Raw genomic sequence first — 24,658 nt, 5'->3', positions numbered from 1 at the left:
GAATTGGACAAGCATATGAAACCAGCATTGAAATCCGCCTTGAAACTGTCGCTGCTGACCACGCTCGTGGCCGCCAGCGTTGCCAGCGCCTACGCCGCCGACGCCAAGAACGTCATCTTCTTCCTCGGCGACGGCATGGGCCCGTCCGTCGTCACGGCGTCGCGCATCTACCAATACGGCGAAAACGGCAGCCTGATGATGGACACGCTGGAGCGCACGGCGCGCATCAAGACGTTCTCGAACGATGCGCAAACGACGGACAGCGCGCCATCGATGGCCGCCTACATGACCGGCGTCAAGATGAACAATGAAGTCATCTCGATGGCGCAGGAGACGATCGCCAAGGAACCGGGCCGCGACGCCAACGGCAACCTGGGCGTGGACAACTGCCCGGCCGGCGGCAAGAGCGTGCCGACCATCCTGGAACTGGCAAAAGCCAAGGGCAAGGCCGTGGGCGCCATCACCACCACGGAACTGACGCACGCCACGCCGGCGACGACGTTCTCGCACATCTGCAACCGCAATGCGCAATACGCGATCGCCGCGCAAACGGCGCCAGGCGGTGTCGGCTACAACACGGCCCTGGGCGACGGTGTCGACGTGCTGATGGGTGGCGGCCGCAACCACTTCACCCCATGGTCGGCAAGCAACAAGTATGGCCGCGCCGATGGCCGCAACCTGTTGACGGAATTTGCCGCCAAGGGCTACACCGTGGCCGCGACGAAAGCGGAAATGGCGGCGGCGCCTAGCGGAAAAAAATTCATCGGTCTGTACAGCACCCGCAGCCACTTGGAATATGAACTGGACCGCACGGCCACGCCACCACTGGGCGAAGGCGCGACCCAGCCTAGCCTGTCGGAAATGACCCTCAAGGCCATCGACTTGCTGTCGAAAAACGCGAGCGGCTATTTCCTGATGGTCGAAGGCGGCCGCATCGACCACGCCTTGCACGGCATCAACGCCAAGCGCGCGCTGACGGACACCATCGCCTTCGACGACGCCATCAAGGCCGCCATCGCCAAGATCAAGGAAACCGATCCGACCCTGGCCAATACCCTGATCGTCGTCACGGCCGACCATGACCACACCCTGGCCTTCAACGGCTATGGCAAGCGCGGCAACAATATCCTCGACATCAACCGCGGCTACAAGGATAACCAGCCGAGCAAGGATGCCGATGGCAATACCTACACCACCCTGGTGTTCGGCAATGGCCCGAACCGTCCTGACCTGCGCAGCAACGTCGACAGCGCCACGGCCCTGAAAGACAATTACCTGCAAGAAACAGGCGTGCGTCTGGCCAGCGAAACCCACGGCGGCGGCGACGTCAAGCTGCTGGCCACGGGCGCCGGCGCGAAACCCTTCAAGGGCACCCTGGACAACACCAAGGTGTTTGACTTGCTGAAGGCAGCGTTCGGCTTCTGATCCACATCAACACGGTAACCCCACCGGGGCGGATGGCGCAAGCCCTCCGCCCCTCTGCACGTAAAGGCAACACCATGAAATCGTCCCTGATCGCCGTCCTCCTCGCCGCCGGCTTTGCCGCCAGCGCGCAAGCCGCCCCTGCCACGCCATCCGCTCCTGCCGACCTGGACCTGGGCATCACCTATTACAGCCGCGTCCTGACGCCGGAAGGCGTGACGCGCGAGAGCCGCTACGAAGAAAAGATGCTGCGCCGCCCAGGCCACGTGTGGGTCGAGCGCGTGCTGGCGCCGTCGACCGATGCGCATGCGGGCCACAACCATGGCGACAACAGGAAAGTGGCACTGAAAGGCACGCAGCATGAACACAAGCACTTCAATCCCGTGCTGATCCCGCGCCACGTGATGCTGGAAAAGAACACCGTGCGCGTGGAATACATCGATGCGCATGACAAGATCGTCGTCGCCATCCCCAAGGCCGAGTACGAAAACGTGAATTTCGACGGCTCCTGGGAAAACAGTTTTTATCTGCTGGACCCGAAACTGGTGGCCGCCATGCCGCTGTCGAAACAGGCATCAACCGTGACGGGCGCGCGCTGGCGCGAAGTGGAAAAGAATGGCGTGTTCCAGCGCATCCTGTGGGATGAGCAAAAGCAGATTCCCCTGGTCATCGAAAGCGGCGACCGCGCGAATACCTTCTATCGCCGGGTCGACGTCAAGCTGCAGCCCACCGTCAGCAAGGCGCAGCCGTGGGCCAACCTGCAGAATTACGCGCAGCGCGAGTATTCCGACTACCTCGACTAAGCGCCAACTAAAATCGGGACGTAAAAAAAGCCAGGGACATCCCTGGCTTTTTTCTGGCTGAGGCTAGATTATTCCGCCGCTGCCGCTTTCTTCGCCGGCGCCTTCTTGGCGGCCGGCTTTTTCACGGCCGTGGCTTTCTTCGCTGGCGCTTTCTTCACGGCAGCCTTTTTGACCGCCGTTTTCTTCGCTGGCGCCGCGCCTTCTTCGCCTTCGGCCTCAACGGCTGCCGCCTTCGTCTTCGCGCCCGGCTTGGCCTTGCGCTCTTCAAACTCGAAGCTCACCTTGCCATCCTTGCCGCGCACGAGGAAAGCCTTGAACGGACGACGGGTACGCTGCGAAACAAAGCCCGGCAGCAAGTCCGTCTTGCCATCGTTGAGCAGTTTTGCCATTTGTTCCGGCAAGATTTCCTGCTGCAAGATGATGCGGCCGCTGCGGAAGTCGCACGTCTTCGGCTTGGCCACGCTGTGTTCGCACACATAGGCCAGGCCCATTTCGTACACGCCGGCATTGCACTTGGGGCAAGGTCCCACGGGCGTCTGGCCCGTGAAATCGACGCCTTCGCCATCTTCGCTCTCGTCGTTCTGGCCGAAATCGAATTCCAGCTTGAAGTTCTTGATCTCTTCATCGCGCACGATGCGCAGGATGGCGGCGAACGGACGGCCCATCTTCGAGCGGAAGCCTTGCAGCGGGCCGATGGTGCGGTCCTTCAGCAATTGCTCCACTTCGGCGATTTCGAACTGGCGCGAACCCGGCGTCTTGCTCATCGAGAATTCGCACTTGGTGCAGGCGAAGCGACGGTAGTTTTCCTTCACCACGCCGCTGCAATTCGGGCATGGCGTTTCCAGCGTCGCGTAGTCGCCGGGGATCGTGTCGTTGTCGTATTCCTTGGCGCGCTTGACGATGATTTGCGTCATCTGCGCGATTTCACGCATGAATTCTTCGCGCGAAATCTTGCCTTTTTCCATCTGCGACAGCTTGTATTCCCACTCGCCCGTCAGCTCCGGCGCCGTCAATTCGTTGACGCCCAGGCCTTTCAACAAGGTCATCAGCTGCGACGCCTTCGCCGTCGGAATCAGTTCGCGGCCTTCGCGGATCAGATAGCGTTCCGTCAGCAAGCCCTCGATGGTGGCCGCGCGCGTCGCTGGCGTGCCGAGGCCCTTGCCAGCCATCGCATCGCGCAGTTCGTCGTCGTCGATCAGCTTGCCGGCGCCTTCCATGGCCGACAGCAAGGTCGCCTCCGTGAAGCGCGCAGGCGGCTTGGTGACCAGGCCGTTGGCGTTGACGCTTTCCGTCTGTACTTTCTCGCCCTTGGCCACTGGCACCAGATTGCCGTTGCCATTGCTTTCCTTGTCGGCGTCCGTCGAGGCTTCCTTGCCATAGATGGCCAGCCAGCCCGGATTGGTCATGACCTTGCCTTCAGTCTTGAACTGATGGCCGGACACTTCCGTGTAGCGCGTGGTGACCTGGAATTCCGCAGGCGGGAAGAACACGGCCATGAAGCGGCGCGTGACCAGGTCGTACAATTTCTGTTCCGGCTCGGACAAATTCTTTGGCGCGATCGTCGTCGGGATGATCGCGAAGTGATCCGAGATCTTGGTATTGTCGAAGATGCGCTTGTTCGGCTTGACCCAGCCCTTGTCGATGATCTGCTTGGCGAACTGGTGGTAATTGCTGTTTTCCTTGACCGTTTCCAGCGCCTGCAGCACGGTCGGCATGTAGTCTTCCGGCAGGTGGCGCGAATCGGTACGCGGATACGTCAATACCTTGTGCTTTTCGTACAGCGCCTGGGCCAGACCCAGGGTATTTTTAGCGGAGAAGCCGAAACGCGAGTTTGCTTCGCGCTGCAGGCTGGTCAGGTCGAACAGGCCCGGCGCCATCGAGGTGGTCGGTTTCGATTCTTCCGTGACGATGCCCTGGCGGCCGCGGCAGGCGGTGGCGATCGAATCGGCAGCCGTCTTGCTCCACAGGCGCTCGGCGCGCTTCTCGGGATCGTTCTCGTCCTTCTTGAATTTCGTGTCCAGCCAGCGGCCTTCATAGATGCCGGCCGCGCAAACGAATTCGGCGCGCACTTCCCAGAAGTCGCGCGGTACGAATTTTTTAATTTTATCTTCGCGTTCGACGACGATGGACAGGGTGGGCGTCTGCACGCGACCCACGGTCGTCAGGTAAAAGCCGCCTTCTTTCGAATTAAACGCCGTCATGGCACGCGTGCCATTGATGCCGATCAACCAATCGGCTTCCGAACGGCAGCGGGCCGCGTCCGCCAGCGGCAGCATTTCTTCGTCGCTGCGCAGGTGCGAGAAACCGTCGCGGATGGCGCCTGGCGTCATCGACTGCAGCCACAGGCGCTTGACCGGTTGCTTGGCTTTCGCGTTTTGCGCGATCAGGCGGAAAATCAGCTCGCCTTCGCGCCCCGCATCGCATGCGTTGATGAGGGTGGTAACGTCTTTGCGTTTGATCAGCTTGTTTAATACTTTGAGGCGCGCTTCCGTCTTGGCGATCGGGTTCAGCGCGAAATACGGTGGAATCATCGGCAAGTGCGCGAAACTCCATTTGCCGCGCTTCACGTCGAATTCTTCCGGTACGGCGATCTCCAGCAAGTGGCCGACCGCCGAGGACAGGACGTATTCATCCGATTCAAAGTACTCATCGTGCTTGGTGAAGCCGCCAAGCGTCTTCGCGATATCGTTCGCGACAGAAGGCTTCTCGGCGATGATGAGGGTTTTTGTCATATTTTTTAGTCTCGAAAAATGCTCTAGGATAGTTTCAGCATGCGCATCATACAGTGCATTGCCAGGCGCCGACGCTTTTGTCTGCGCAAGGCCTTGTGACTTGTGGTCTTGTCAAGCGGCCAATGATAAGCGCCTATTGAAGAATTCGGCAAGTTATCTGCAAGCAAGAATGCGCCAGCGCAAACACAATGGGCTGGCGGGCGCGGTGCCGCAGCATATAGTAAGGGAGATGGCGCGGCAGTGGCGCCAGGTGCGGCCAAGGGCGTTTATATATTAGTGCAGCAGGCGCGGCGGCAGATCTTCATCGTCGACAAACAGGTCGTCGAACATCAGGGCGTCCGGTTCCTTGCCCTGGCTCCACAGCAGCATCAGCACGATGACTTTCAGCTTGCCCAGCGACACGGGCGCCTCGTCGAGCGCCAGCGCCCGTTCGATGACGATTTCGCGCTGCAGCGGCGACAGCACCTTGGCGCTTTCCAGGAACTGGATGAAGCCGATGGCGGCCGTGCCCAGCACGTCGCTTTCCTGCTGCACATAAAAGCGCGTGCCCGTGGAACTGGCCGTCAGCGTGTGTTCGACGCCGGCCATGGCATTTAAATCCGTCAGCCACACGAGCGCTTCGGAAATCTCCACGTCGTCGAAACCGACGGCCGACAGTTTGCGCGCCAGGACTGCCGGCTCGGGGCAGGCATCGGGGCGATAGTAAGTCTCGTAGAGGTACACCAGGATATCGAACATGGCTCTACTCTATCAGCTAAGTTCGCTGCGACACAAGGGTGCGCGCCGACAAAGCGCCGCCGTGCGGCAAGGCCGCCACACAAGTGACAAGCTGTCATTTACAGCGTTGAAACAGTCCCCCGGGCAAGCGTTCCACCCGGCCCGCCAGCTCCAGCGCCAGCAATTCGCCCATCAGCGTGCCCATGGCCAGGCCGCTGCGCGCGGCCAGGGTATCGGCATCGAGGGGATCGTGGCCCAGCGCGGCCAGCAGCGGCGGTTCATATTCCACCGTTGGCGGCTCGTGGGGAGCGCCGCCCAGCCATTCCAGCTCTTGCAGCACGTCATCGGCCGACTCGACCAGCTTGGCGCCTTGCTTGATGAGCGCATGGCAACCCTTGGCCAACGTCGCATGGATGGAGCCGGGCAAGGCATACACATCGCGCCCCTGCTCGCCCGCCAGGCGCGCCGTGATCAATGAACCCGATTGCGCGGCCGCCTCGATCACCAGCACGCCGCGCGCCAGGCCGCTGATCAGGCGATTGCGGCGCGGAAAGTTACCGGGCATGGCGGGTAAGCCCAGTGCGTACTCGCTGACGATGCAACCCTGTTCGGCGATTCTTTGCGCCAGATCAAGGTTACGTCGCGGGTACACCAGATCGGCGCCCGTGCCGATCACGGCCACCGTGCCGCCCGCGCCGCGCAAGCCGCCCTCGTGCGCGTGCGTGTCGATGCCCAGCGCCAGCCCGGAAATGATGGTCAGGCCTGCCGCGCTGAGGGCCTGCGCAAAGGCGGCCGCATTCTGCATGCCTTGCGCGCTGGCATTGCGGCTGCCGATGATGGCCACGCCGGGACGCGACAGCAGTTCCGCCCGCCCCCGTACATATATAACAACAGCGGCGGATCGGCGATTTCCAGCAGCAACCGGGGATACGCGGCATCAGCCAGCGTCAGCACGGCGTTGCCGGGCCGCTGCAGCCATTGCAGGGTGAGATCGAGCTGGCTGTTGGCCACCGGCTTGGGCGGCTGCACGATGGCGCGCGCCACGCTGGCCGGCACCACTTCGCGCAGGGCCTCGAATGATGCGGCGAAGATGGCCGGCGGCAAGCCGAAGCGGGCCAGCAAGGCGCGCGCCGCCACCGGCCCCACGCCGGGCAGATGCTGCAGGCGCAGCCAGCCCGCCAGTTCCGTGGCCGTGTCTGCCATCGTGGCAAGTGCATGCATGACAACCTCACTGTGTACTGTGCCATCCCATGCTAGCGCCATGGCGCGCACGCGATACCGACGCGCGCAAGAATGCGTGCAATGGCCGTGCAAAACGGTCCCGCCTCCACAGGAGCATGGGCGTCTGTGATAAAATTTCCCTTTGCAGCAAACGATTAGCGCACTGGCAAACGCATCTGCCGCGTCGTTGTGCCATGCGCGCCCAAGGCGTACACAAATAAAATAGCCCTGCCATCGTTCGCATGGCCCAGGCATGAATAATCCGGCGCACCGGCGCCCACCTTAACCAGTCGAATCCGTATGTCCATATTAAATATCCTGCGTTACCCCGATCCTCGCCTGCACACGATCGCCAAGCCCGTCACCGAATTTGACGCGCGCCTGCAAACCCTGATCGACGACATGGCTGAAACCATGTACGACGCCCCGGGCGTCGGCCTGGCCGCGTCGCAAGTGGACGAACATATCCAGATGATGGTGATCGACACCACCGAAGAGAAAAACCAGCTGCAAGTGTTCGTCAACCCGGAAATCACCTGGGCCAGCGAGGAAAAGCAGGTCTACGACGAAGGTTGTCTGTCCGTGCCTGGCGTCTACGACGGCGTCGAGCGCCCGGCCCGCATCAAGGTGCGCGCCCAGGACCGCCACGGCAAGCAGTTCGAACTGGAAGCCGATGGCTTGCTGGCCGTCTGCATCCAGCATGAGATGGATCACTTGCTGGGCAAGGTATTCGTCGAATACCTGTCGCCGCTCAAGCGCAACCGCATCAAGACCAAGATGATCAAGGAAATCCGTGGTCTCGAGCGCGAAGCGAGCTTGCGTGCACAGAACCGCCGTTTCTAAGCTACTGCTGATAGACTAAGCAGCAACAGTAGTCGTCTTACCACGCCAGCCTGGCGCCCTCGGGCGCGGGCCTGCGCACCTCACGTCAAGGAACCATATGAAAGTGATCTTCGCAGGCACGCCTGAATTTGCCGCCACGGCCCTGAAAGACTTGCACGAAGCGGGCTTTGAGATTCCGCTGGTGCTGACCCAGCCCGACCGCCCTGCCGGACGCGGCATGCAATTGCACGCCTCGGCCGTCAAGCAGTATGCCCAGCAGCACGGCATCGACGTGCTGCAGCCGCTGTCCCTGCGCATGGACAGCAAGGACCCGCAGCGCGCCGCCGAGGCAAAGGCGGCCCACGAACGCCTGCTGGCCACCGATTACGATGTCATGGTGGTGGCCGCCTATGGCTTGATCTTGCCGCGCAGCACCCTCGACCTCAAACCCTGCATCAATATCCACGGTTCCTTGCTGCCGCGCTGGCGCGGTGCGGCACCGATTCACCGCGCCATCGAAGCGGGCGACGATGAAACGGGCGTGACCATCATGCAGATGGAAGAAGGCCTCGATACGGGCCCCATGCTGGCCATCGAGCGCACGCCCATCGAAGCGGGCGACTCCACTGGCAGCCTGCACGACAAGCTGGCCACCCTGGGCGGCAAGATGATCGTCGAAACCCTGCGCAAGATGCAGCAGCAGCCGCTCGAAGCCGTGCCGCAGCCGGAAGCGGGCGTCACCTATGCGGCAAAAATCGCCAAGGAAGAAGCGGCGCTCGATTTCAGCTTGCCGGCGCTGGAACTGGGCCTGAAAATCCGCGCCTTCAATCCGTTTCCCGGCGCCTGCGGCCAGGTCGATGGCACCACCGTCAAGATCTGGGCCGCCGACGTGCTCGAAGCGGACAGCAAGGAAGCGCCGGGCCAGGTGCTGGCGGCCGACGCCCAGCACGGCATCGTCGTCGCTTGCGGCAATGGTTCCCTGCGCCTGACGGAACTGCAAAAACCGGGCGGCAAGCGCCTGCCTGCGGCCGAGTTCATCAAGGGCTTCCCCCTCGAAGGCAAACGCTTCGTTTAAGCCGGCAATCGCTACCGGCGGCACGCGCCCATGGACCAGCTGACCGCCTTGCGCGCCCTGCGCCGCGTCGTGGAACTGGGCAGTTTCACGGCCGCGGGCGCCGCGCTGGGCATCTCCCACTCCATCGTCTCGCGCCAGATCCGCCAGCTGGAAAGCCAGCTGGGCGCACAGTTGCTCAACCGCACCACGCGCCGCTTCGCCCTGACGGCGGCCGGACAGGAATACTACCTGGCCAGCCGCGACATCCTCGACGCCCTCGATGCGGCCGACCGCGCCGTCGCCATGCACCAGGCGCAGCCGTCCGGCAGCCTGCGCATCAATGCGCCGATGGCTTTCGGCACGCTGGAACTGGCCGCCTGGCTACCCGATTTTTCCCGCCAATACCCGCACATCCACATCGACCTGGTCTGCAATGACCGCATCGTCGACCTGATCGACGATGGCTTCGACGTGGCGTTGCGCCTGGCGCGCGGCTTGCCCGATTCGACCCTGGTGGCGCGCCAGCTGGCCAGCAGCCGCACGCTGGCCGTCGCCTCGCCCGCCTACCTGGCACGCCATGGCCATCCGGCCACGCCGCAAGAGCTGGCGCAGCACAATTGCCTGATGTACACATCCGGCGACAAGCCGGCGGAGTGGTCGTTCACGGATAGCGACGGCGCCGCGCACAAGGTGGCCGTGCGCGGCAGCCTGCAAGCCAATACCAGCGTCGCCCTGCGCGAAGCGGCCGTGGGCGGCATGGGGATTGCCGGCGCGGCCGCCTTTATCGTGCGCGACGCGCTGCGCAGCGGCCAGCTGGTGGAAGTGTTATCCGGCTACACCTTGCGGCCGCGCACCCTGTACGCGCTGTATCCGCACAGCCGCAAGCTGTCGCCGAAGGTCAGGGCCTTCATCGATTTTGCCGTGCAACACTATCAAGATCGCCGCTGGGATTGATCATGGCTGCTGCAGCGCCTTGCGCACGGCGCGGAACTGCTGCGTCAAGCCGCCGTAGCCCCAGGCCGCCTGGCGCGCGTCATGCACGTGGATGTAGCTGACTTCATGCAAGGCGCCGAGATACTCCTGCATGGCGACGAACACGGCGGCGATATACGCGGCTTTTTCCGCGGCCGTATTCGTTTCATCGCTGATCAGAATATCGAGGAAAAAACTGCTCTTGCCCTGGGCTTGCAGCGAGGGGCCGCCGACAAACCAGTGTGCCGCGTCGGCATGGCTGATCGCCACCGACGTCAATTCGGGCGCCTTGTGCAACAGCTGCGCCGTCAATTGGCTCAGGGTGGCGGCGATGGCGGCCGACTGGCGCGCATCGGGCGCGGTGGACAAACGCAGGTTCAGGATGGGCATGGGATGCTCCGCAAGTGGATGAAGACCCATTCTAGGCAGGCGGGATGAGAAATGGCAGCCTCCGTCCGGCACAGGATCTGTGCAGTTTATGCACCAATGCCTGCGCGCATAAACAAAGGGCTTGCCGCGGCAAGCCCTAGTTGCATCCGGCGTGACCGCTTAGCGGCGCTGGACGTTCATCAGGCGCGCGCGGACGGACGACGACAGGCTGACCTCGAAGCGGCCGCCGGCCGGCAAGGCGCTCACGTCGACGCTGGCACTGCCACCCGTCAGGCCGCTGGCGACCACCGTCTTGCGGCCATCGGTCGCCACGTGCAGCACAGCCGCATACGGCTCCGCTTGCGCATCCCAGACCAGCGCCAGCTTGCCGCCGCTTTGCGTTATCTCAAAGCTGCCATCGTTGGCGGCCTTGCTGCGGCGAAGCGGGCGATCCAGGGTGGCCAACGCCTTGCCTTTTGACAATACTTTCACGTCGCTGATATCGCCAGGATTGGCGAAGCTGACGCGGAAGTGGCTCATGGCGCTGCCGCCATGGTCGGCCAGGCTCACGGCATCGAAGGGCAAGTCGATAGTCGCTCCGGACGCCGTCAAAATCCGCAAGGTGTACGCCTGGCCGCTGCCACTGGTGGCCGCGCCAACGCGCGTGGACGAGGCAACGGCCGGGCGCAAGGCCACGCCGCTCGGCGTGATGCGGCCGGAAATGGTCAGATAGCCGTTCTCGGCCACGGACATGCTGGCGGCCAGCACATTGCTGCCCGTAACTTGCGTGCTGCGTTTTTCCAGGAATTGCTGCACCCGCGCATAGCTGTAGTCGGAGAACCAGGCGCCGCTGCAATAGCTCATCACGTCTTTCATCGGCGTGCTGCCATACACTGCCTTGCTCAACTGACCGATGCTGCCTGCATAGTTGCTGTTGTACAGCGGTTGCGGGCCAAGATTGCCATTTGCATACGGGTAATCGGGAGCCGCATTGGCTGGACCGCCGCAGGCAACGTGCTGCAGCGAGTGGTTGTGGCCCAGTTCATGCACCAGCGTGGTCAGCCATTCAGGCCATTGGTTGCCGAAGGGATCGACCGAGGCGATGCTGTTGAACCTGGCATCCAGGCCAATGGCCGACGTGAAGTCGCTGCCGCTGCTGCGCTGGTTGATGTAGGCCAGGCCGGCGGCGCGGCTGGAGGACATTTTCGGCACAAAACCATAATAATAGGCGCCGCTGTCTTCCAGCGCGCGCTGGTTTTCCAGCTTGCCCAGGGTATCGCTCCACCAGCTGTCGGCCGTGCTGCTGCCTGGCATGCTCAGCGCAGCGCGCGTCGTGATGCTGATATTTTCCGTCGCATACGGGTACACGCGCAGCAGCGCGGCACGGATCACCTCGGCGTCAGGCAGTTGCGCCACGCCATCGTCGGTACTCAGGGGCACGAGCACCAGACGGATCCTGGCCAGGCTGGCCACCGTGGGCGCCGCTTCCTGGCTCACTTGCACGCCGTCATTGCCGACGGCCGTCACGCGCACGCGCACGCCGGGCAAGATCCACCCGGAGGGCAGGACGGCACTGAAATTGCCATTGAAACTGTCATCGTTCTTCGTCGTCGGCAAGAGCGCCGGCCCCGTCATCGCAATGCTGCCCAGGTTGCTGCCATTGGCAGACGTCGCATGCAAGGTGACAGCCGGGCTGGCCTGGCCCGCCTGCGTGGCCAGCACGGACACGCGCACGGCGGCCGGCTTGCCGCGCGTCAGGCGCAAGGCCGTATTGCTGGCGTTCAAATTCAATACTTGCGCGAAATCAATGCTGCCCAGGGTAAAGGCCGACACCGTGCCCGCATTCACGGCGATACGCGAAGCGGCCGACAGCATCACGTTGCCCGTTGCCGCGGCTGGCGCGGACAGCAGCAGCTGGCTGGCACTGGCGCTGACGATGACGGCCGGCGTATTGCCCACCGAAGCCGAGCTGACCTGGTCGAGATTGCTGCCCTGCAGCGTCACCGATAAGGTCGCGCCGTTGACGGCCGACGTGATCGACGTCACCGCCACGCTGGCCAGGACCGTGTACGCGTCGCTGCTGGCGACATCGTTGTAGGGACCGCGCACCGTCAGCGCGCCGGTCGCGGCGCCCGCAGGCACTACCACCGTCACGCTGCTGGCCGTCTGGCTTTGCGGCGTTGCCGCCGCACCATTGCCAAACTGCACCGCCGTCACGGCGCCCATGCCGCCGCCCGTGATCGTCACGCTGGAACCGACACCGCCCGTCGCCGGTGCGACGCTGCCCACAGTCAAGGGCAGGTACACATTGACGTTATAGCTGGTGGCCGCCGTGCCGCTGGCGCTGACGAGACTCAAGGCGCCCGATACGGGCACGCCAGGCATGGCCAGCGTGACGCTGGTGTCGCTGGCGGCACTGGCGGTAACGCTCACGCCGCCCACCTGGAAAGCCGTCACGCGGCTCAGATTCGTGCCCGTGAGCACCAGGCTGCCACCGACGGCGACATTCGCCGCCGAGACGGCTGTCACGGCAGGAATCTGGACGGGCGTACCCGAAGTGGTCGCCACCACCGTGTCGCCCCCACCACCGCCGCCCCCGCCGCAAGCGGACAGGCCCAGCATGACAAACAATGCGACTAGCAGATGGTTTTTCATGGCTGGCAACCATGTTGATGCAGCGCGATGCCGGGGAGGACACGGGATAAATGTGACATATTGGTGACTTTTGGTGAGAATTTAATTTCGAAGAACCAATATTATGGGTTAATTCGATTCCCAAAGACAACTATTAATGCTTTTGATTCAATTGGTTTTGATAATAATTAAAATATCTGCTTGGCAAACTTTATTCAGAGCACTATTCCCCTCACTCTGTATCGGCTGAAATCAAAATTACTTTCCTTTGCAGCTATTGCCATTCAATTCATTAAAAAGATGCAGACATGGCGCAAATAATGTGGAAATTTTTCCACAGCCTAGAGGCAATATCTTCCTGCCAACTTTGCTGGAAGAATTAACGTTTTGAGTAAGATTTTCAGGAATGTTATTTTCAGAAGCCGGCGTGGCGGAAGGCGATGTGTTGCAATGTGTTGCAACCACGCCTGCCGTGGGACGAACGGCCGCTTTTGCTTAAAACCAAAGCAGCCTGATGCCGTATAATTTTAGACCCGGTGAAATCAGGCGATTGCCACCTTCTGCCTGCCCTACCCGGCCGGCAACTCTCCGTCAGCTGATCCTGCTGGCCCGCATCCGCCTCGTACTGCCCTGTCGCCGCGCCGCCGCCCGTTTGCCTATTGAAAGCATGAAATGAACGATACCGTGATCCCCGCCATGTCCCCGACCGAAGCCACCTTGCGCGCCATTCTGGCGCAGCGGATCATGATTCTCGACGGCGCCATGGGCACGATCATCCAGCAATACAAGCTCGATGAAGAAGCGTATCGCGGCGGCCCCGCCGGCCGCTTCATCGATTTCACCGCGCCGGCCGACAGCGGCGCACGCGAACTGTTCGTCAAGGGCAATAATGAGTTGCTGACCCTGACGCAGCCGCACATCATCCAGGAAATCCACGAGCGCTACCTGGCGGCCGGCGCCGACCTGATCGAAACGAATACCTTCGGCGCCACGACCATCGCGCAAGACGATTACCACATGGCCCACCTGGCCTATGAAATGAACGTGCAGGCGGCCAAGCTGGCGCGCGCCGCCTGCGATAAATATTCCACCCCGGACAAGCCGCGCTTCGTCGCCGGCGCCCTCGGGCCTACGCCGAAGACGGCGTCGATCTCGCCCGACGTCAACGACCCGGCCGCGCGCAACGTCAGCTTCGACCAGCTGGTGGCCGCCTACCTGCAGCAGACGCAGGGCCTGGTGGAAGGCGGCGCCGACGTGCTGCTGGTGGAAACCATTTTCGATACCTTGAACTGCAAGGCGGCCCTGTTCGCCATTGACCTGTTCTACGAGCAAAATCCTGGCGTGGTGCGCCTGCCTTTGATGATTTCCGGCACCGTCACGGATGCGTCGGGACGCATCTTGTCGGGCCAGACCGTGCCCGCCTTCTGGAATTCCGTGCGCCACGCAAAACCGCTGACCATCGGCCTGAACTGCGCACTGGGCGCCGCCCTGATGCGCCCGTACGCGGAAGAGCTGGCCAAGATCGCCGACACCTTCGTGTGCATCTACCCGAACGCGGGCTTGCCCAACCCCATGAGCGACACGGGCTTTGACGAGTTGCCAGCCGACACGTCCGCCCTGCTGCGCGAATTTGCCGACGCGGGCTTCCTGAACATGGCGGGCGGCTGCTGCGGTACCACGCCCGAGCACATCGCCGCCATCGGCTCATTGCTGTCGAAAAACACCCCGCGCACCGTGCCGGCGCCATCGCACGACTTGCGCCTGGCGGGCCTGGAGCCGTTCGTCGTCAATGACGAGTCGCTGTTCGTCAACGTGGGCGAGCGCACCAACGTCACGGGTTCCAAGGCGTTCGCGCGCATGATTCTCAACGAGCAATACGACGAAGCCTTGTCAGTTGCCCGCCAGCAAGTGGAAAACGGCGCGCAAGTGATCGACATCAACATGGATGAAGCGATGCTCGATTCGCTGGCCGCCATGACGCGCTTTTTGAACCTGATCGCCTCGGAACCCGATATTTCGCGCGTGCCCATCATGGTCGACTCGTCGAAATGGTCGGTCATCGAAGCGGGCCTGAAATGCGTGCAGGGCAAGGCCATCGTCAATTCGATTTCCATGAAGGAAGGCGAAGAAGAATTCCTGCGCCAGGCGAAACTGTGCCGCCGCTATGGCGCGGCCGTGATCGTCATGGCCTTCGATGAAAAGGGCCAGGCCGACACCTTCGAGCGCAAGATCGAGATTTGCGCGCGCGCCTACCATTTATTGATCGATGCGCTGGACTTCCCGCCGGAAGACATCATTTTCGACCCGAACATCTTTGCCGTCGCCACCGGCATCGAAGAGCACAACAACTATGCCGTCGACTTCATCAACGCCACGCGCTGGATCAAGGAAAACTTGCCGTACGCGAAGATCTCGGGCGGCGTGTCGAACGTGTCGTTCAGTTTCCGTGGCAACGATCCCGCCCGCGAAGCCATCCATACCGTTTTCCTGTACCACGCCATCAAGGCTGGCATGACCATGGGCATCGTCAACGCCGGCATGGTGGGCGTGTACGACAACCTGGACCCGGAATTGCGCGAGCGCGTGGAAGACGTGGTGCTGAACCGCCGCGAAGACTCGACCGAGCGCATGATCGAATTTGCCGGCACCCTGAAGGCGGGCGGCAAGGCCGAGGCGCAAACCCTGGCCTGGCGCGAAGGCACGGTGCAGGCGCGCCTGTCGCATGCGCTCGTGCACGGCATTACGCAATTCATCGTGGAAGACACGGAAGAAGCGCGCCAGGAGCTGCTGCACAATGGCGGGCGCCCGATCCACGTGATCGAGGGCCCCTTGATGGCGGGCATGGACGTGGTCGGCGACCTGTTTGGCCAAGGCAAAATGTTCCTGCCGCAAGTGGTGAAATCGGCACGCGTGATGAAACAGGCTGTGGCTCACTTGATTCCGTTTATCGAGGAAGAAAAGCTGCTGGAAGAAAAACGCACGGGCATCGTGGCCAAGCCGAAGGGCAAGATCATCATGGCGACCGTGAAAGGCGACGTGCATGACATCGGCAAGAATATCGTCACGGTAGTCTTGCAATGCAATAACTTCGAAGTGGTGAACATGGGCGTGATGGTGCCGTGCTCGGAAATCCTCGCGCGCGCCAAGGTGGAAAACGCCGACATCATCGGTCTGTCCGGCCTGATCACGCCGTCCCTGGAAGAAATGGCCTATGTCGCCAAGGAAATGCAGCGCGACGAACACTTCCGCATGCTCAAGATTCCCCTGCTGATCGGCGGCGCCACCACCAGCCGCGCCCACACGGCAGTGAAAATCGCGCATAACTACGAAGGCCCCGTCATCTACGTGCCGGACGCCTCGCGTTCCGTGTCCGTGGCGCAGTCGCTCTTGACGCCGGAGCAGCGCGACAAGTACGTGGAAGACATCGAGCTCGACTACGCGCGCATCCGCGAACAGCACGCCAACAAGAAGGCCCTGCCCATCCTGCCGCTGGCGCAGGCCCGCGCCAACAAGATGGTCGTGCCCTTCGACGGCCCCTGCACGCCCGTGAAACCGAAGTTCATCGGCCGCCGCCTGTTTAAAAATGTCGACCTGGCAACGCTGGCCAACTATATCGACTGGGGCCCGTTCTTCCAGACCTGGGACCTGGCCGGCCCCTTCCCCGCCATATTGACGGATGAAGTGGTGGGCGACGCGGCCACCAAGGTGTACGCGGAAGGCCAGGCCTTGCTGAAAAAACTCATCGACGGACGCTGGCTGACGGCCAATGGCGTCGTGTCCTTGCTGCCGGCCAACAGCGTCAATGACGACGATATCGAGGTGTACACGGACGATACGCGCAGTAACGTGGCATTCACCTACTACGGCATGCGCCAGCAGGGCGTGAAACCCGTGGTCGATGGCGTGCAGCGTCCGAACCAGTGCCTGGCCGACTTCATCGCACCGAAGGCATCGGGCGTGAAGGATTACATCGGCATGTTCGCCGTCACGTCCGGCCTCGGCATTGAGAAATACGAAAAACGCTTCGAGGATGCGCACGACGATTACTCGTCCATCATGCTCAAATCGCTGGCCGACCGCCTGGCCGAAGCATTCGCCGAATACCTGCACGAGCGCGTGCGCAAGGATTTGTGGGGCTATGTGCCGGACGAGCACCTGGGCAACGACGACATGATCGCCGAGAAATATGTCGGCATCCGCCCGGCGCCAGGCTACCCGGCCTGCCCCGAGCACACGGTCAAGAAACAGATGTTCGAGATCATGCAGGCCGAGGAAATCGGCATGCAGTTGACGGAATCGTACGCCATGTTCCCCGGCGCGGCCGTGTCCGGCTTCTATTTTGCCCACCCGGAGTCGAAATACTTCGTTGTCGGCAAGATCGGCATGGATCAGGTGGAAGACATGGCCAAGCGCCGTGGCGCCAATATCGAAGACGTGGAACGCTGGCTGGCGCCGAACCTGTCATAATATAAGCACAAGGCGCGCGGAACTTATCGCGCGCCGAAGCGCACTAACGCAGTATGCCGGCCGGCATGCTGCATGCCCGCTCCGGCCCGTTCCCAACTGGCAAGGAGGATATATGGCAACCAATTTCAAACTGAAACGCTGGCAGGATCAGGTGATCCTGTTGCTGGGCCTGTGGCTCGTCGTCTCGCCCTGGGCGTTTTCCTATCCCGAGGGTTCACCGCAGATGCTCAACGCCTTTGTCTCGGGCCTGGTGATCGCCGTGCTGGCTGCCTTCGACCTGTACAAGACCTATTTCTGGGCCGTCGTCGTCAACCTGCTGGTGGGCGTGTGGGTGGCGGCCTCGCCGTGGGTGCTGCGCATCGCCGAACAACGCGTCGTCCTGTGGAACGAGCTGCTCGTCGGTATCGCCGTCGTCGTGCTGGCCCTGTGGGAACTGCGCACCGACCCCGAGCTGCACAAGCACTGGCCGGGCGCTGCGGCGTGATGGCGTTAAAAAGCCCTGTCACGGCGATGCCGTGCAGGGCTTTTAATTCGGTCGGGTGATCTGGTAGGTCGGATTAGCGCTTGCGCGTAATCCGACACCCCCACAGTCACCGCCAACAATGTCGTCGGATTACGCGTGGCCTGGCGGCCGCGCTAATCCGACCTACAGCGCATACCTGACAACGTTATCGCTCCATTCATACGCGGCCATTTCCAGTTCCACCAGGTCGTCCGGCGACATGGCCAGGTCGCGCAAGGTCGGTACGATCTCGCCTTCCATGTCTTCGATGCGCTCGATGCATTCGGCCAGGCGCAGCAGGTCGCCGTAGAAGCCTTCGCGCGACAGCAGCGCTTCGGCCACTTCGTCGATCACTTCGATCTGGCTGAGGATTTCCGACATCGGCACGCCGAACAGGGTATCCATCAGGGACATGATGCCGACCGTAAAGGCGATATCGGCCGAATGGGCGTGATTGGGGCGCAGTTTATGCGCCAGCAATTCCAGCAAACGGCCGCGCGTGGTGGCCAGCATCAGCAGCGGCGTCATGCTATGGCCGCGCTTGCTTGGTTCCGCATACAGCATGATTTGCAGCCAGCGCTGCAACTGGCGGCGGCCCAGCACAGTCACGGCCTGGCTCAGCGAATCGATGCGCTGGCGCGCGCCCACGGCCGGGGTATTGACCAGGCGCAACAGGTTCAAGGCCAGCGACACGTCGCGCTTGATGGCGCGCTCGATGTCCATATTGTCGGCGTCGGACGTCACCAGTGTCATCAGTTCCATGACGGCCAGTTGCGATGGCGACAGCTTCTTGCCCGTCATGATGGCGGGCTTGGCAAAGTAATAACCCTGGAAGTAATCGAAGCCCAGATCCAGGCCCGACTTGAATTCTTCGCGCGTCTCGACCTTTTCCGCCACCAGTTTCTTGTTTTCCTGCTTGAAACGGGGTGCCAGGGCTGCCAGCACTTTCGGATCGACCGTGCTCATGTCCATCTTGACGTATTGCACCAGCGGCAGCAGTTCCTGCACTTGCGCCGTGTCGGAGACGACGTTTTCCAGCGCAAAGGTGAAGCCATGGCCCACCAGTTCGCTGATGCGCGCGCGCACTTCCGGCGTGACGGGCATCGATTCGACGATTTCCAGCACGACTTTTTCACGCGGCAGGAACACGAAGATGTCGCTCATGATCACGTCGGCGTCGACGTTGACGAAACCGAGCGCGTCGCCGATGACCTTTTCCATGCCCAGCTGGGAAGCGTGGGCGATGACGGACGCCGTGGCGGACAGATCGCTGGTAATGTTGGCGGGACCGACCGGAGCGTTGCGGAATAGCAACTCATAGCCAAACAGGGCTTGATTGCGGTCAAGGATAGGTTGTCGCCCCAGATAGAACTCGCGCACGCGCAAGGGTTTCGGGGTGATGTCGTTGCTGGAAATATCGATCATTAACTCTTCATCAATCACGTCGAGTGACACCGGCCGCGCCGCGCCCGCATCAAGGTTCACTATTGACAATACTTTAGCTGAATTCCGCCCGCGCTGTGGGTATTTTGGCAGCAATCCAGTTTATTGTCGTCAACAAATTAGGCCGCTGGCATGTCTTGCACCATCCCGTCGACAAATAATTTCAATTCGCCCGGCGCAAACGCCGTCCATTGTTCATTCGTCGTCAGCGGCTGGGTAACGATCACGGCCACGCGGTCCTGGGGTGTCGTCACCTGGGAAAAGTCCACGCTCAGGTCTTCATCGGAGAGTTTAGCAGTTGGAAACGGATGTTGTCGCACCAGATAGTGCAAACTGGTCGAGCAATGGGCAAACAGCGCCTCGCCGCTCGACAGCATCATGTTGAAGGTGCCGTGGGCCGCGATGCTGGGCAACAACTCCGCCAGGGCGGCATGCAGTTGCGGCAAGGCCGGCGGGGCATCGCCAAAGCGCGCGTGCAGTTCCTGCAGCAGATAGCAGAAAGCCCGTTCGCTGTCCGTGCAGCCGACGGGACGGTAGCTGCCCGTCAGCACGGGATTGAAATCCTTCAAGTCGCCATTGTGGGCAAAGACCCAGTATTGCCCCCACAGTTCACGCACGAAGGGGTGGCAGTTTTCCAGCGCCACCTGGCCTTGCGTGGCCTTGCGGATATGCGCGATGACATTGCGCGACTTGATGGGGTAACGTTTGATCAGTTCGGCCACGGGCGAGGCGATGGCCGCCTGGTGGTCGACGAAATGGCGCACACCGGCGCCTTCGAAAAAGGCGATGCCCCAGCCGTCATGGTGGGTATCGGTATGGCCGCCGCGCATGGCGAAGCCGGTAAAACTAAAGACAATGTCCGTGGGGACATTGCAATTCATTCCGAGAAGTTGGCACATGGTCTGTTTGCAGCTGGATAACACAACCACCATACCATGCCGTCAGACGGATTGGTATGGTGGCGATAGCCATCCGGTCAGTGCAACAGGACAGGCTGGCTCATGAGGGAATCATAGCTGCCCAAAAATTCATCGATCTCTTCCATGCTGGGTTCGCTGGCGATCAGCTCCGTGACGTCGCGGCGGAAGTTTTGCGCCAGGATGCCGGCGATAAACGTCTCGCGTTTGCCCCCCTTGTCGACGATTTCATAGCCGCCAAAACGCAGGGCCTCCAGGTCGCCGTCGATGCCGAATTCCACGACGCTGTATTGTTCGCTGTTATAGATCAGGTTCATTTTGCATCCTTCGCTCAAGCAGGAGAAGCTCCTGCGGTGTCAGAACAGAGGTGGGGTTCACACGGCGCCATTTCAAGCGGCCATGCCACCCTGCGGGCTACAGAGTTGTAACGAGATGCAAACTGCGACTGCGGTAAGTCGATCGAAAAATCGTCAGGCAACGACGATATCTGCTTGCAGCGCCAGCAAGGCATCGTAGGGACTGGCGGTGAGCCAGGTGCGCAATTGTTCGATGTGCGTGGCGTCGGCCAGGCTGATGAACAAGTGCGCGGGTGGATGGCGCAGCAGACGATTCAATGTTACACGCAATACGAGATTGCCGCTGCAGCACAGGCAACCGGGTGCGATGCGCAACAGTTGCAAGGGAAATGATGGAGAAGGGGAAACTTGCTCGGCCAGGTCGGCCAGGATGGCGTTGCCGTCAGCCAATCCTTCCAGGATGACGGCACTCGCTTGCTGCGGCCGCAAGGCTTGCGCGATGGCCGCCTCGCGCCCGGCGGCGCGTCCACCGCTGACCAGGGTCAGCGGCGTCGGACGCCGCACGGCTGCCGTCACAGGCTTTTCTTGGCCAGCTTGCCCGGTTCGACGCCCAGCTGTTTCAGCTTGCGGTACAAATGGGTGCGCTCGAGGCCCGTTTTTTCTGCCACGCGGGTCATGCTGCCGCCTTCGCGTCCCAGGTGGTGTTCGAAATACATGCGCTCGAACGCGTCGCGCGCCTCGCGCAGGGGCAAGTCGAACGACAGGTTGTAGCCATGGCCTTCGGCCACCGCCGGGACGGCGATGCCTGGGCGCACCATCAGCTGTTGCGGCGCGCTGCCGCCAAAGCTGGGCACGGGATGGCTGCTTTCCTCGGCCACCACGGGCGCCACGGGACGCGGCGCCACGCTCGGCGCGCGCACGGTTTCCTGTGCCCGCGTCAAGCCTTGCTGAACCGCTTTCAGCAGTTTTTGCAGGGCAATCGGTTTTTCCAGGAAGTTCATGGCGCCGATGCGCGTCGCCTCGACCGCCGTATCGATGGTGGCATGGCCCGACATCATGATCACGGGCATGGTCAGCAAGCCGTCGCGCTGCCATTCCTTGAGCAAGGTGACGCCATCGGTGTCGGGCATCCAGATATCCAGCAATACCAGATCCGGCGCACCGGCGGCACGCGCTTCGCGCGCCTGCTGCGCATTTTCGGCCAGCTGGATAGCATGTCCTTCGTCGCCCAAAATTTCCGAGAGCAACTCACGGATACCCATTTCATCATCCACTACGAGTATGTTTGCCATTCGTGTCTTGCCTTCCTCATTTCGCCGGCCGTCGCGCACAAGATGCACACGGCGGACAACTATGATTTTATTAGTGTTTTAAATACTAAACCAGACCCTCACGCCAGGAATTCCTGGGCAGGAGTGTCGGGAGCTAACTTTAACAGCAAAATGACCACCGAAGCGCCATTGCCGTCGACCCGGTTCTCGATATCGATGCGTCCGCCGTGTTCATCGATAATTTTCTTGACCATCGCCAGGCCCAATCCCGTGCCGCGCGCCTTCGACGTCACATAGGGCTCGAAGGCCCGCGCCAGGATTTTTGGCGCGAAACCAGGGCCATTGTCGCTGATGGCCAGCCGCACGGCGATATTCACGCCGCCGTCCGCACTGCGATAATGAATTGCTTCCGTCCTTACGTCAATCCGCGGATGCGGCGAGTCCGGCGGCAGGTCGGCCATGGCGTCCTGCGCGTTCTGCAGCAAGTTGTGGATCACCTGGCGCAACTGGGTCGGATCGCCCATCACCATCGGCAGGTTCGGCGCCAGCAGCGGGTGGATGATGTCGCCATCGTCACCGCGCAGGTACAGATTCAGTATCTCTTCGATCAGCTCGTTCAAGCGCAGCGGCGTGAGCACGGCCGGCGGCGTGCGCGCATAGTCACGGAAATCGTCGACCATGCGCTTCATCGCATCGACCTGCTTGACGATGGTGGTGGTGGCGCGGCTGAGCAGGTCGGCGTCCGGCTGCTCCAGCTTGCCTTCGAGCTTCATCTGCAGGCGCTCGGCCGACAGCTGGATCGGCGTGAGCGGATTCTTGATTTCATGCGCCAGACGGCGCGCCACCTCGCCCCAGGCGATCGAGCGCTGCGCGGAAATCACGTCGGAAATATCATCGAAGACGACGATATAGCCGCTGCCGGACTCCAGAGGCAGGCGCGAACCGCGCGCCAGCAAGGTGATGTCATGCTCGTCGGCACTGCTGCCCAGGCGGCGCGGAATCTCGATCTGCCGCTGCCAGTGCAGGCGCTGCTGGTTGCGGCCCGACGCCGATTGCGCGCTTTGCGCCGTGAAGGCACTGATGATGGCGCCGCCAAATTCTTCCATTCCAGCAATATTCGCCAGCGGCTGGCCCACCATGCTCATGCCCGAATGCTGCAGGATGCGCTCGACGGATTCATTGCAGGTCACCAGCTTGAAGTCGCCGTCGAGCACCATCACGCCGGCCGACATGTTCGCCAGCACCGATTCCAGGTGGGCCTTGGCGTTTTGCAAGGCGGCGCGGTTGCTTTCCACGGCTGTGCGCGCATCGAGCAACTGGCGCGTCATGATGTTGAACGACTGCGTCAGGGTGCCCAGTTCATCCTTGGTGGCAACGATGGGACGCGGCGACAGGTCTCCCTCGGCCACGGCGCGCGTGCCTTCGGCCAGCAGCAGCAGGGGCTGGGCCAGGTTGCCCGCGATCAGAAAAGCGCTGCCGATGGCGCCGAAAATGGCCAGCAGCAAGGTCAGGGTGAGGATTTCCATGTACATCTTGCGCAAGCCCACGCGCGCGACGAAACGTTCCTTGTATTCGCTGTAGGCGGCGCGCAGCACTTCGCCATTCGTCGCCAACTTGGGCGGCACGGATTGCAGCAGTTGCAAATAGCGGGGCGAAACGGACGGTCCCGGCACGGCCACCAGCACGCGCAGGCGCAGGCTGGCCGCCGTTTCCAGCGACGCCGGCAGGCCCGAGCGGAAACCGCCGCCGCCCGACTCCGTGCCATCGTCGTGCAACTCCAGTCCGCCCTCGGCGGAGGCATAGCCGGCCGGCAAGGCCGCCTGCACCAGCATGGCTGGGGTCGGCAAGTCGGCCGCGCTGTGCGGCCCGGCGCTGGCCAGCAGCACGCCGTCGCCGCTGACGATCATGACGTTTTGCATACCCTCTTCGCGCAGCAGGCTGGTCAGCACGGCCGGGCCGGCCACCGGATCGGCGCCCAGTTCTTCGACGGCCTTGTGGCCCCGGTGGTCGAGCTCGACCAGGGCCGCATCGAGGCCGGCACGGCCCAGCTCAATCCCCGATTCCAGCGCCGCTTCGATCTTGACGTTGAACCAGGATTCGATCGAGTGGGAAACAAATTGCACTGACACGAGGAAAATCACCAGGCCCGGCAGGATGCCGACGGCAGCGAACAACATCACCAGGCGCGTCATCAGCTTGGAGCCGAACTTGCCGCTCTTGTAGCGCGCGTACAGGCGCGCCAGGGAAATACCCACCAGCGCCAGCAGGGACACGGCGACGGCCGCGTTCAGGCCCAGCAGCCAGGTGTAGTAACGGTCGAAAAAGCCGGAATTATCGGAAGCCGACGCCAGCAGGAACAGCAGGATACTGACAATGCCGCCGCCCACCACCAGCAGATAGCGCAATGCTTGACTCACTACTCCGCCGTATACAAGAAGGTTTTTTTATTCGAAGCCAGGCGCCAGTCGCTGTTATTGAAGGCATTGACCTGTATCGGCTTGGGCAGGTAGTCGCGGTCCATGCCCATGCGCAAGGTGACGTTATACGTCTGCCCCACTTTCAGCTCGCCGCGCCGCGCCACCAGCCAGCGGCTGGGACGGCGGATCAGGAACAGCGCATCGTCGAGCGTGGGGAAGCTCTGCTGCAAGCCGACGCCCGACACATGATACTGGCGCGTGAGCACGTTGTAGGACAGCTTGCTGGTCTGGCGCGCCACGATGGCTTTTTCATCGAACCAGTACCAGCGGGGCCGGGTCAGTTCGATTTCCGTCGTGAAATACAGTGGCACGCCATGCTGTACGGCATCATCGAGGTCGTGATTGAGCTCGAAGGAATACGTGGCGGCCAGCTTGTAGCCCTCTTCGCTCGACTCGATATAGGCACGGGTGATGTCGACCATGTCGGCGGCGTGCGCGCGTGGCATGGCACATGCCAGCATCAGCAGCAGGGCCAGGAGTCGGAAGAGTCGTGTTGTCACAAGTGTGCCGGTGTAGTCCGTAGGATAAGTATCGACGAA

The 24,658-nt window shown here is 61.9% G+C and carries 18 protein-coding genes and 1 pseudogene; 7 read left to right on the top strand and 12 right to left on the bottom strand.

Going from position 1 to position 24,658, the window contains the following annotated elements; translation table 11 throughout:
* The first annotated feature begins 15 nt into the window (after positions 1–15).
* Together AC3IQ7_RS04815 and AC3IQ7_RS04810 are read left to right on the top strand one after the other, a co-directional pair.
* Complete coding sequence (locus tag AC3IQ7_RS04815; RefSeq protein WP_489208494.1) at positions 16–1,425, top strand: alkaline phosphatase; 1,410 nt, start codon at positions 16–18, stop codon at positions 1,423–1,425.
* A 74-nt stretch (positions 1,426–1,499) separates the two neighbouring features.
* The gene (locus AC3IQ7_RS04810) at positions 1,500–2,225 is read left to right on the top strand and encodes a hypothetical protein (RefSeq protein WP_489208493.1); all 726 of its coding nucleotides are present in this window, start codon (positions 1,500–1,502) and stop codon (positions 2,223–2,225) included.
* 68 nt (positions 2,226–2,293) lie between these two features.
* On the opposite strand, the gene AC3IQ7_RS04805 is transcribed toward AC3IQ7_RS04810, so the two are convergent.
* From AC3IQ7_RS04805 to dprA, 3 genes and pseudogenes are all read right to left on the bottom strand, one after another.
* Positions 2,294–4,957 (bottom strand): DNA topoisomerase III, encoded by a 2,664-nt coding sequence (locus AC3IQ7_RS04805; protein ID WP_099379959.1) that lies wholly within the window; start codon positions 4,955–4,957, stop codon positions 2,294–2,296.
* A gap of 273 nt (positions 4,958–5,230) precedes the next feature.
* On the bottom strand, positions 5,231–5,695 hold the full coding sequence (locus tag AC3IQ7_RS04800) for a Smg family protein (protein ID WP_099379960.1): 465 nt from the start codon (positions 5,693–5,695) through the stop codon (positions 5,231–5,233).
* Positions 5,696–5,789: 94 nt separating this feature from the next.
* A pseudogene (gene dprA / locus AC3IQ7_RS04795) lies at positions 5,790–6,895 on the bottom strand (DNA-processing protein DprA).
* A gap of 300 nt (positions 6,896–7,195) precedes the next feature.
* On the opposite strand from dprA, the gene def reads away from it, so the two are divergent.
* From def to AC3IQ7_RS04780, 3 genes are all read left to right on the top strand, one after another.
* On the top strand, positions 7,196–7,738 hold the full coding sequence (gene def / locus AC3IQ7_RS04790) for a peptide deformylase (protein WP_099379962.1): 543 nt from the start codon (positions 7,196–7,198) through the stop codon (positions 7,736–7,738).
* A gap of 97 nt (positions 7,739–7,835) precedes the next feature.
* A complete protein-coding gene (fmt, locus tag AC3IQ7_RS04785; protein WP_489208492.1) occupies positions 7,836–8,792 on the top strand; it encodes a methionyl-tRNA formyltransferase in 957 nt (318 codons plus the stop codon).
* A gap of 30 nt (positions 8,793–8,822) precedes the next feature.
* A complete protein-coding gene (locus AC3IQ7_RS04780; protein WP_489208491.1) occupies positions 8,823–9,725 on the top strand; it encodes a LysR family transcriptional regulator in 903 nt (300 codons plus the stop codon).
* Here AC3IQ7_RS04780 and AC3IQ7_RS04775 read toward each other — a convergent pair whose 3' ends face one another.
* Entirely contained in the window at positions 9,726–10,133 is a 408-nt protein-coding gene (locus AC3IQ7_RS04775) for a tautomerase family protein (RefSeq protein ID WP_489208490.1), read from the bottom strand.
* Positions 10,134–10,292: 159 nt separating this feature from the next.
* Positions 10,293–12,767 carry an IPT/TIG domain-containing protein gene (locus AC3IQ7_RS04770; protein WP_489208489.1) on the bottom strand — a complete coding sequence of 825 codons (2,475 nt, stop codon included), beginning with the start codon at positions 12,765–12,767 and terminating at the stop codon, positions 10,293–10,295.
* Between the two features lie 651 nt (positions 12,768–13,418).
* Here AC3IQ7_RS04770 and metH point away from each other — a divergent pair.
* The gene (metH, locus tag AC3IQ7_RS04765) at positions 13,419–17,213 is read left to right on the top strand and encodes a methionine synthase (RefSeq protein WP_489208488.1); all 3,795 of its coding nucleotides are present in this window, start codon (positions 13,419–13,421) and stop codon (positions 17,211–17,213) included.
* 112 nt (positions 17,214–17,325) lie between these two features.
* Positions 17,326–17,697 (top strand): SPW repeat protein, encoded by a 372-nt coding sequence (locus AC3IQ7_RS04760; protein ID WP_322429274.1) that lies wholly within the window; start codon positions 17,326–17,328, stop codon positions 17,695–17,697.
* 162 nt (positions 17,698–17,859) lie between these two features.
* On the opposite strand, the gene AC3IQ7_RS04755 is transcribed toward AC3IQ7_RS04760, so the two are convergent.
* The 7 genes from AC3IQ7_RS04755 to AC3IQ7_RS04725 all read right to left on the bottom strand — a co-directional run bounded on the left by AC3IQ7_RS04755 (position 17,860) and on the right by AC3IQ7_RS04725 (position 24,565).
* Positions 17,860–19,140 (bottom strand): EAL and HDOD domain-containing protein, encoded by a 1,281-nt coding sequence (locus tag AC3IQ7_RS04755; RefSeq protein WP_035824533.1) that lies wholly within the window; start codon positions 19,138–19,140, stop codon positions 17,860–17,862.
* Between the two features lie 137 nt (positions 19,141–19,277).
* Complete coding sequence (locus AC3IQ7_RS04750) at positions 19,278–20,057, bottom strand: class II glutamine amidotransferase (RefSeq protein ID WP_489208487.1); 780 nt, start codon at positions 20,055–20,057, stop codon at positions 19,278–19,280.
* Positions 20,058–20,134: 77 nt separating this feature from the next.
* On the bottom strand, positions 20,135–20,392 hold the full coding sequence (locus tag AC3IQ7_RS04745) for a BTH_I0359 family protein (protein WP_035824528.1): 258 nt from the start codon (positions 20,390–20,392) through the stop codon (positions 20,135–20,137).
* Positions 20,393–20,545: 153 nt separating this feature from the next.
* The gene (locus tag AC3IQ7_RS04740; protein ID WP_489208486.1) at positions 20,546–20,947 is read right to left on the bottom strand and encodes a GTPase; all 402 of its coding nucleotides are present in this window, start codon (positions 20,945–20,947) and stop codon (positions 20,546–20,548) included.
* Positions 20,944–21,663, bottom strand: a complete 720-nt coding sequence (locus tag AC3IQ7_RS04735) for a response regulator (RefSeq protein ID WP_034784724.1) — start codon at positions 21,661–21,663, stop codon at positions 20,944–20,946. The genes AC3IQ7_RS04740 and AC3IQ7_RS04735 overlap by 4 nt, the downstream gene beginning before the upstream one ends.
* A 98-nt stretch (positions 21,664–21,761) precedes the next feature.
* Positions 21,762–24,059, bottom strand: coding sequence for a sensor histidine kinase (locus tag AC3IQ7_RS04730; RefSeq protein ID WP_099379971.1), 2,298 nt, complete (start codon positions 24,057–24,059; stop codon positions 21,762–21,764).
* A complete protein-coding gene (locus AC3IQ7_RS04725) occupies positions 24,059–24,565 on the bottom strand; it encodes a DUF4390 domain-containing protein (RefSeq protein ID WP_233516302.1) in 507 nt (168 codons plus the stop codon). Before AC3IQ7_RS04725 ends, AC3IQ7_RS04730 begins: the two co-directional genes overlap by 1 nt.
* Positions 24,566–24,658 lie beyond the last annotated feature (93 nt).

The sequence above is a fragment of the Janthinobacterium sp. GL_088 genome (assembly GCF_057837845.1).
This window is presented reverse-complemented; position numbering and strand designations above follow the sequence as displayed.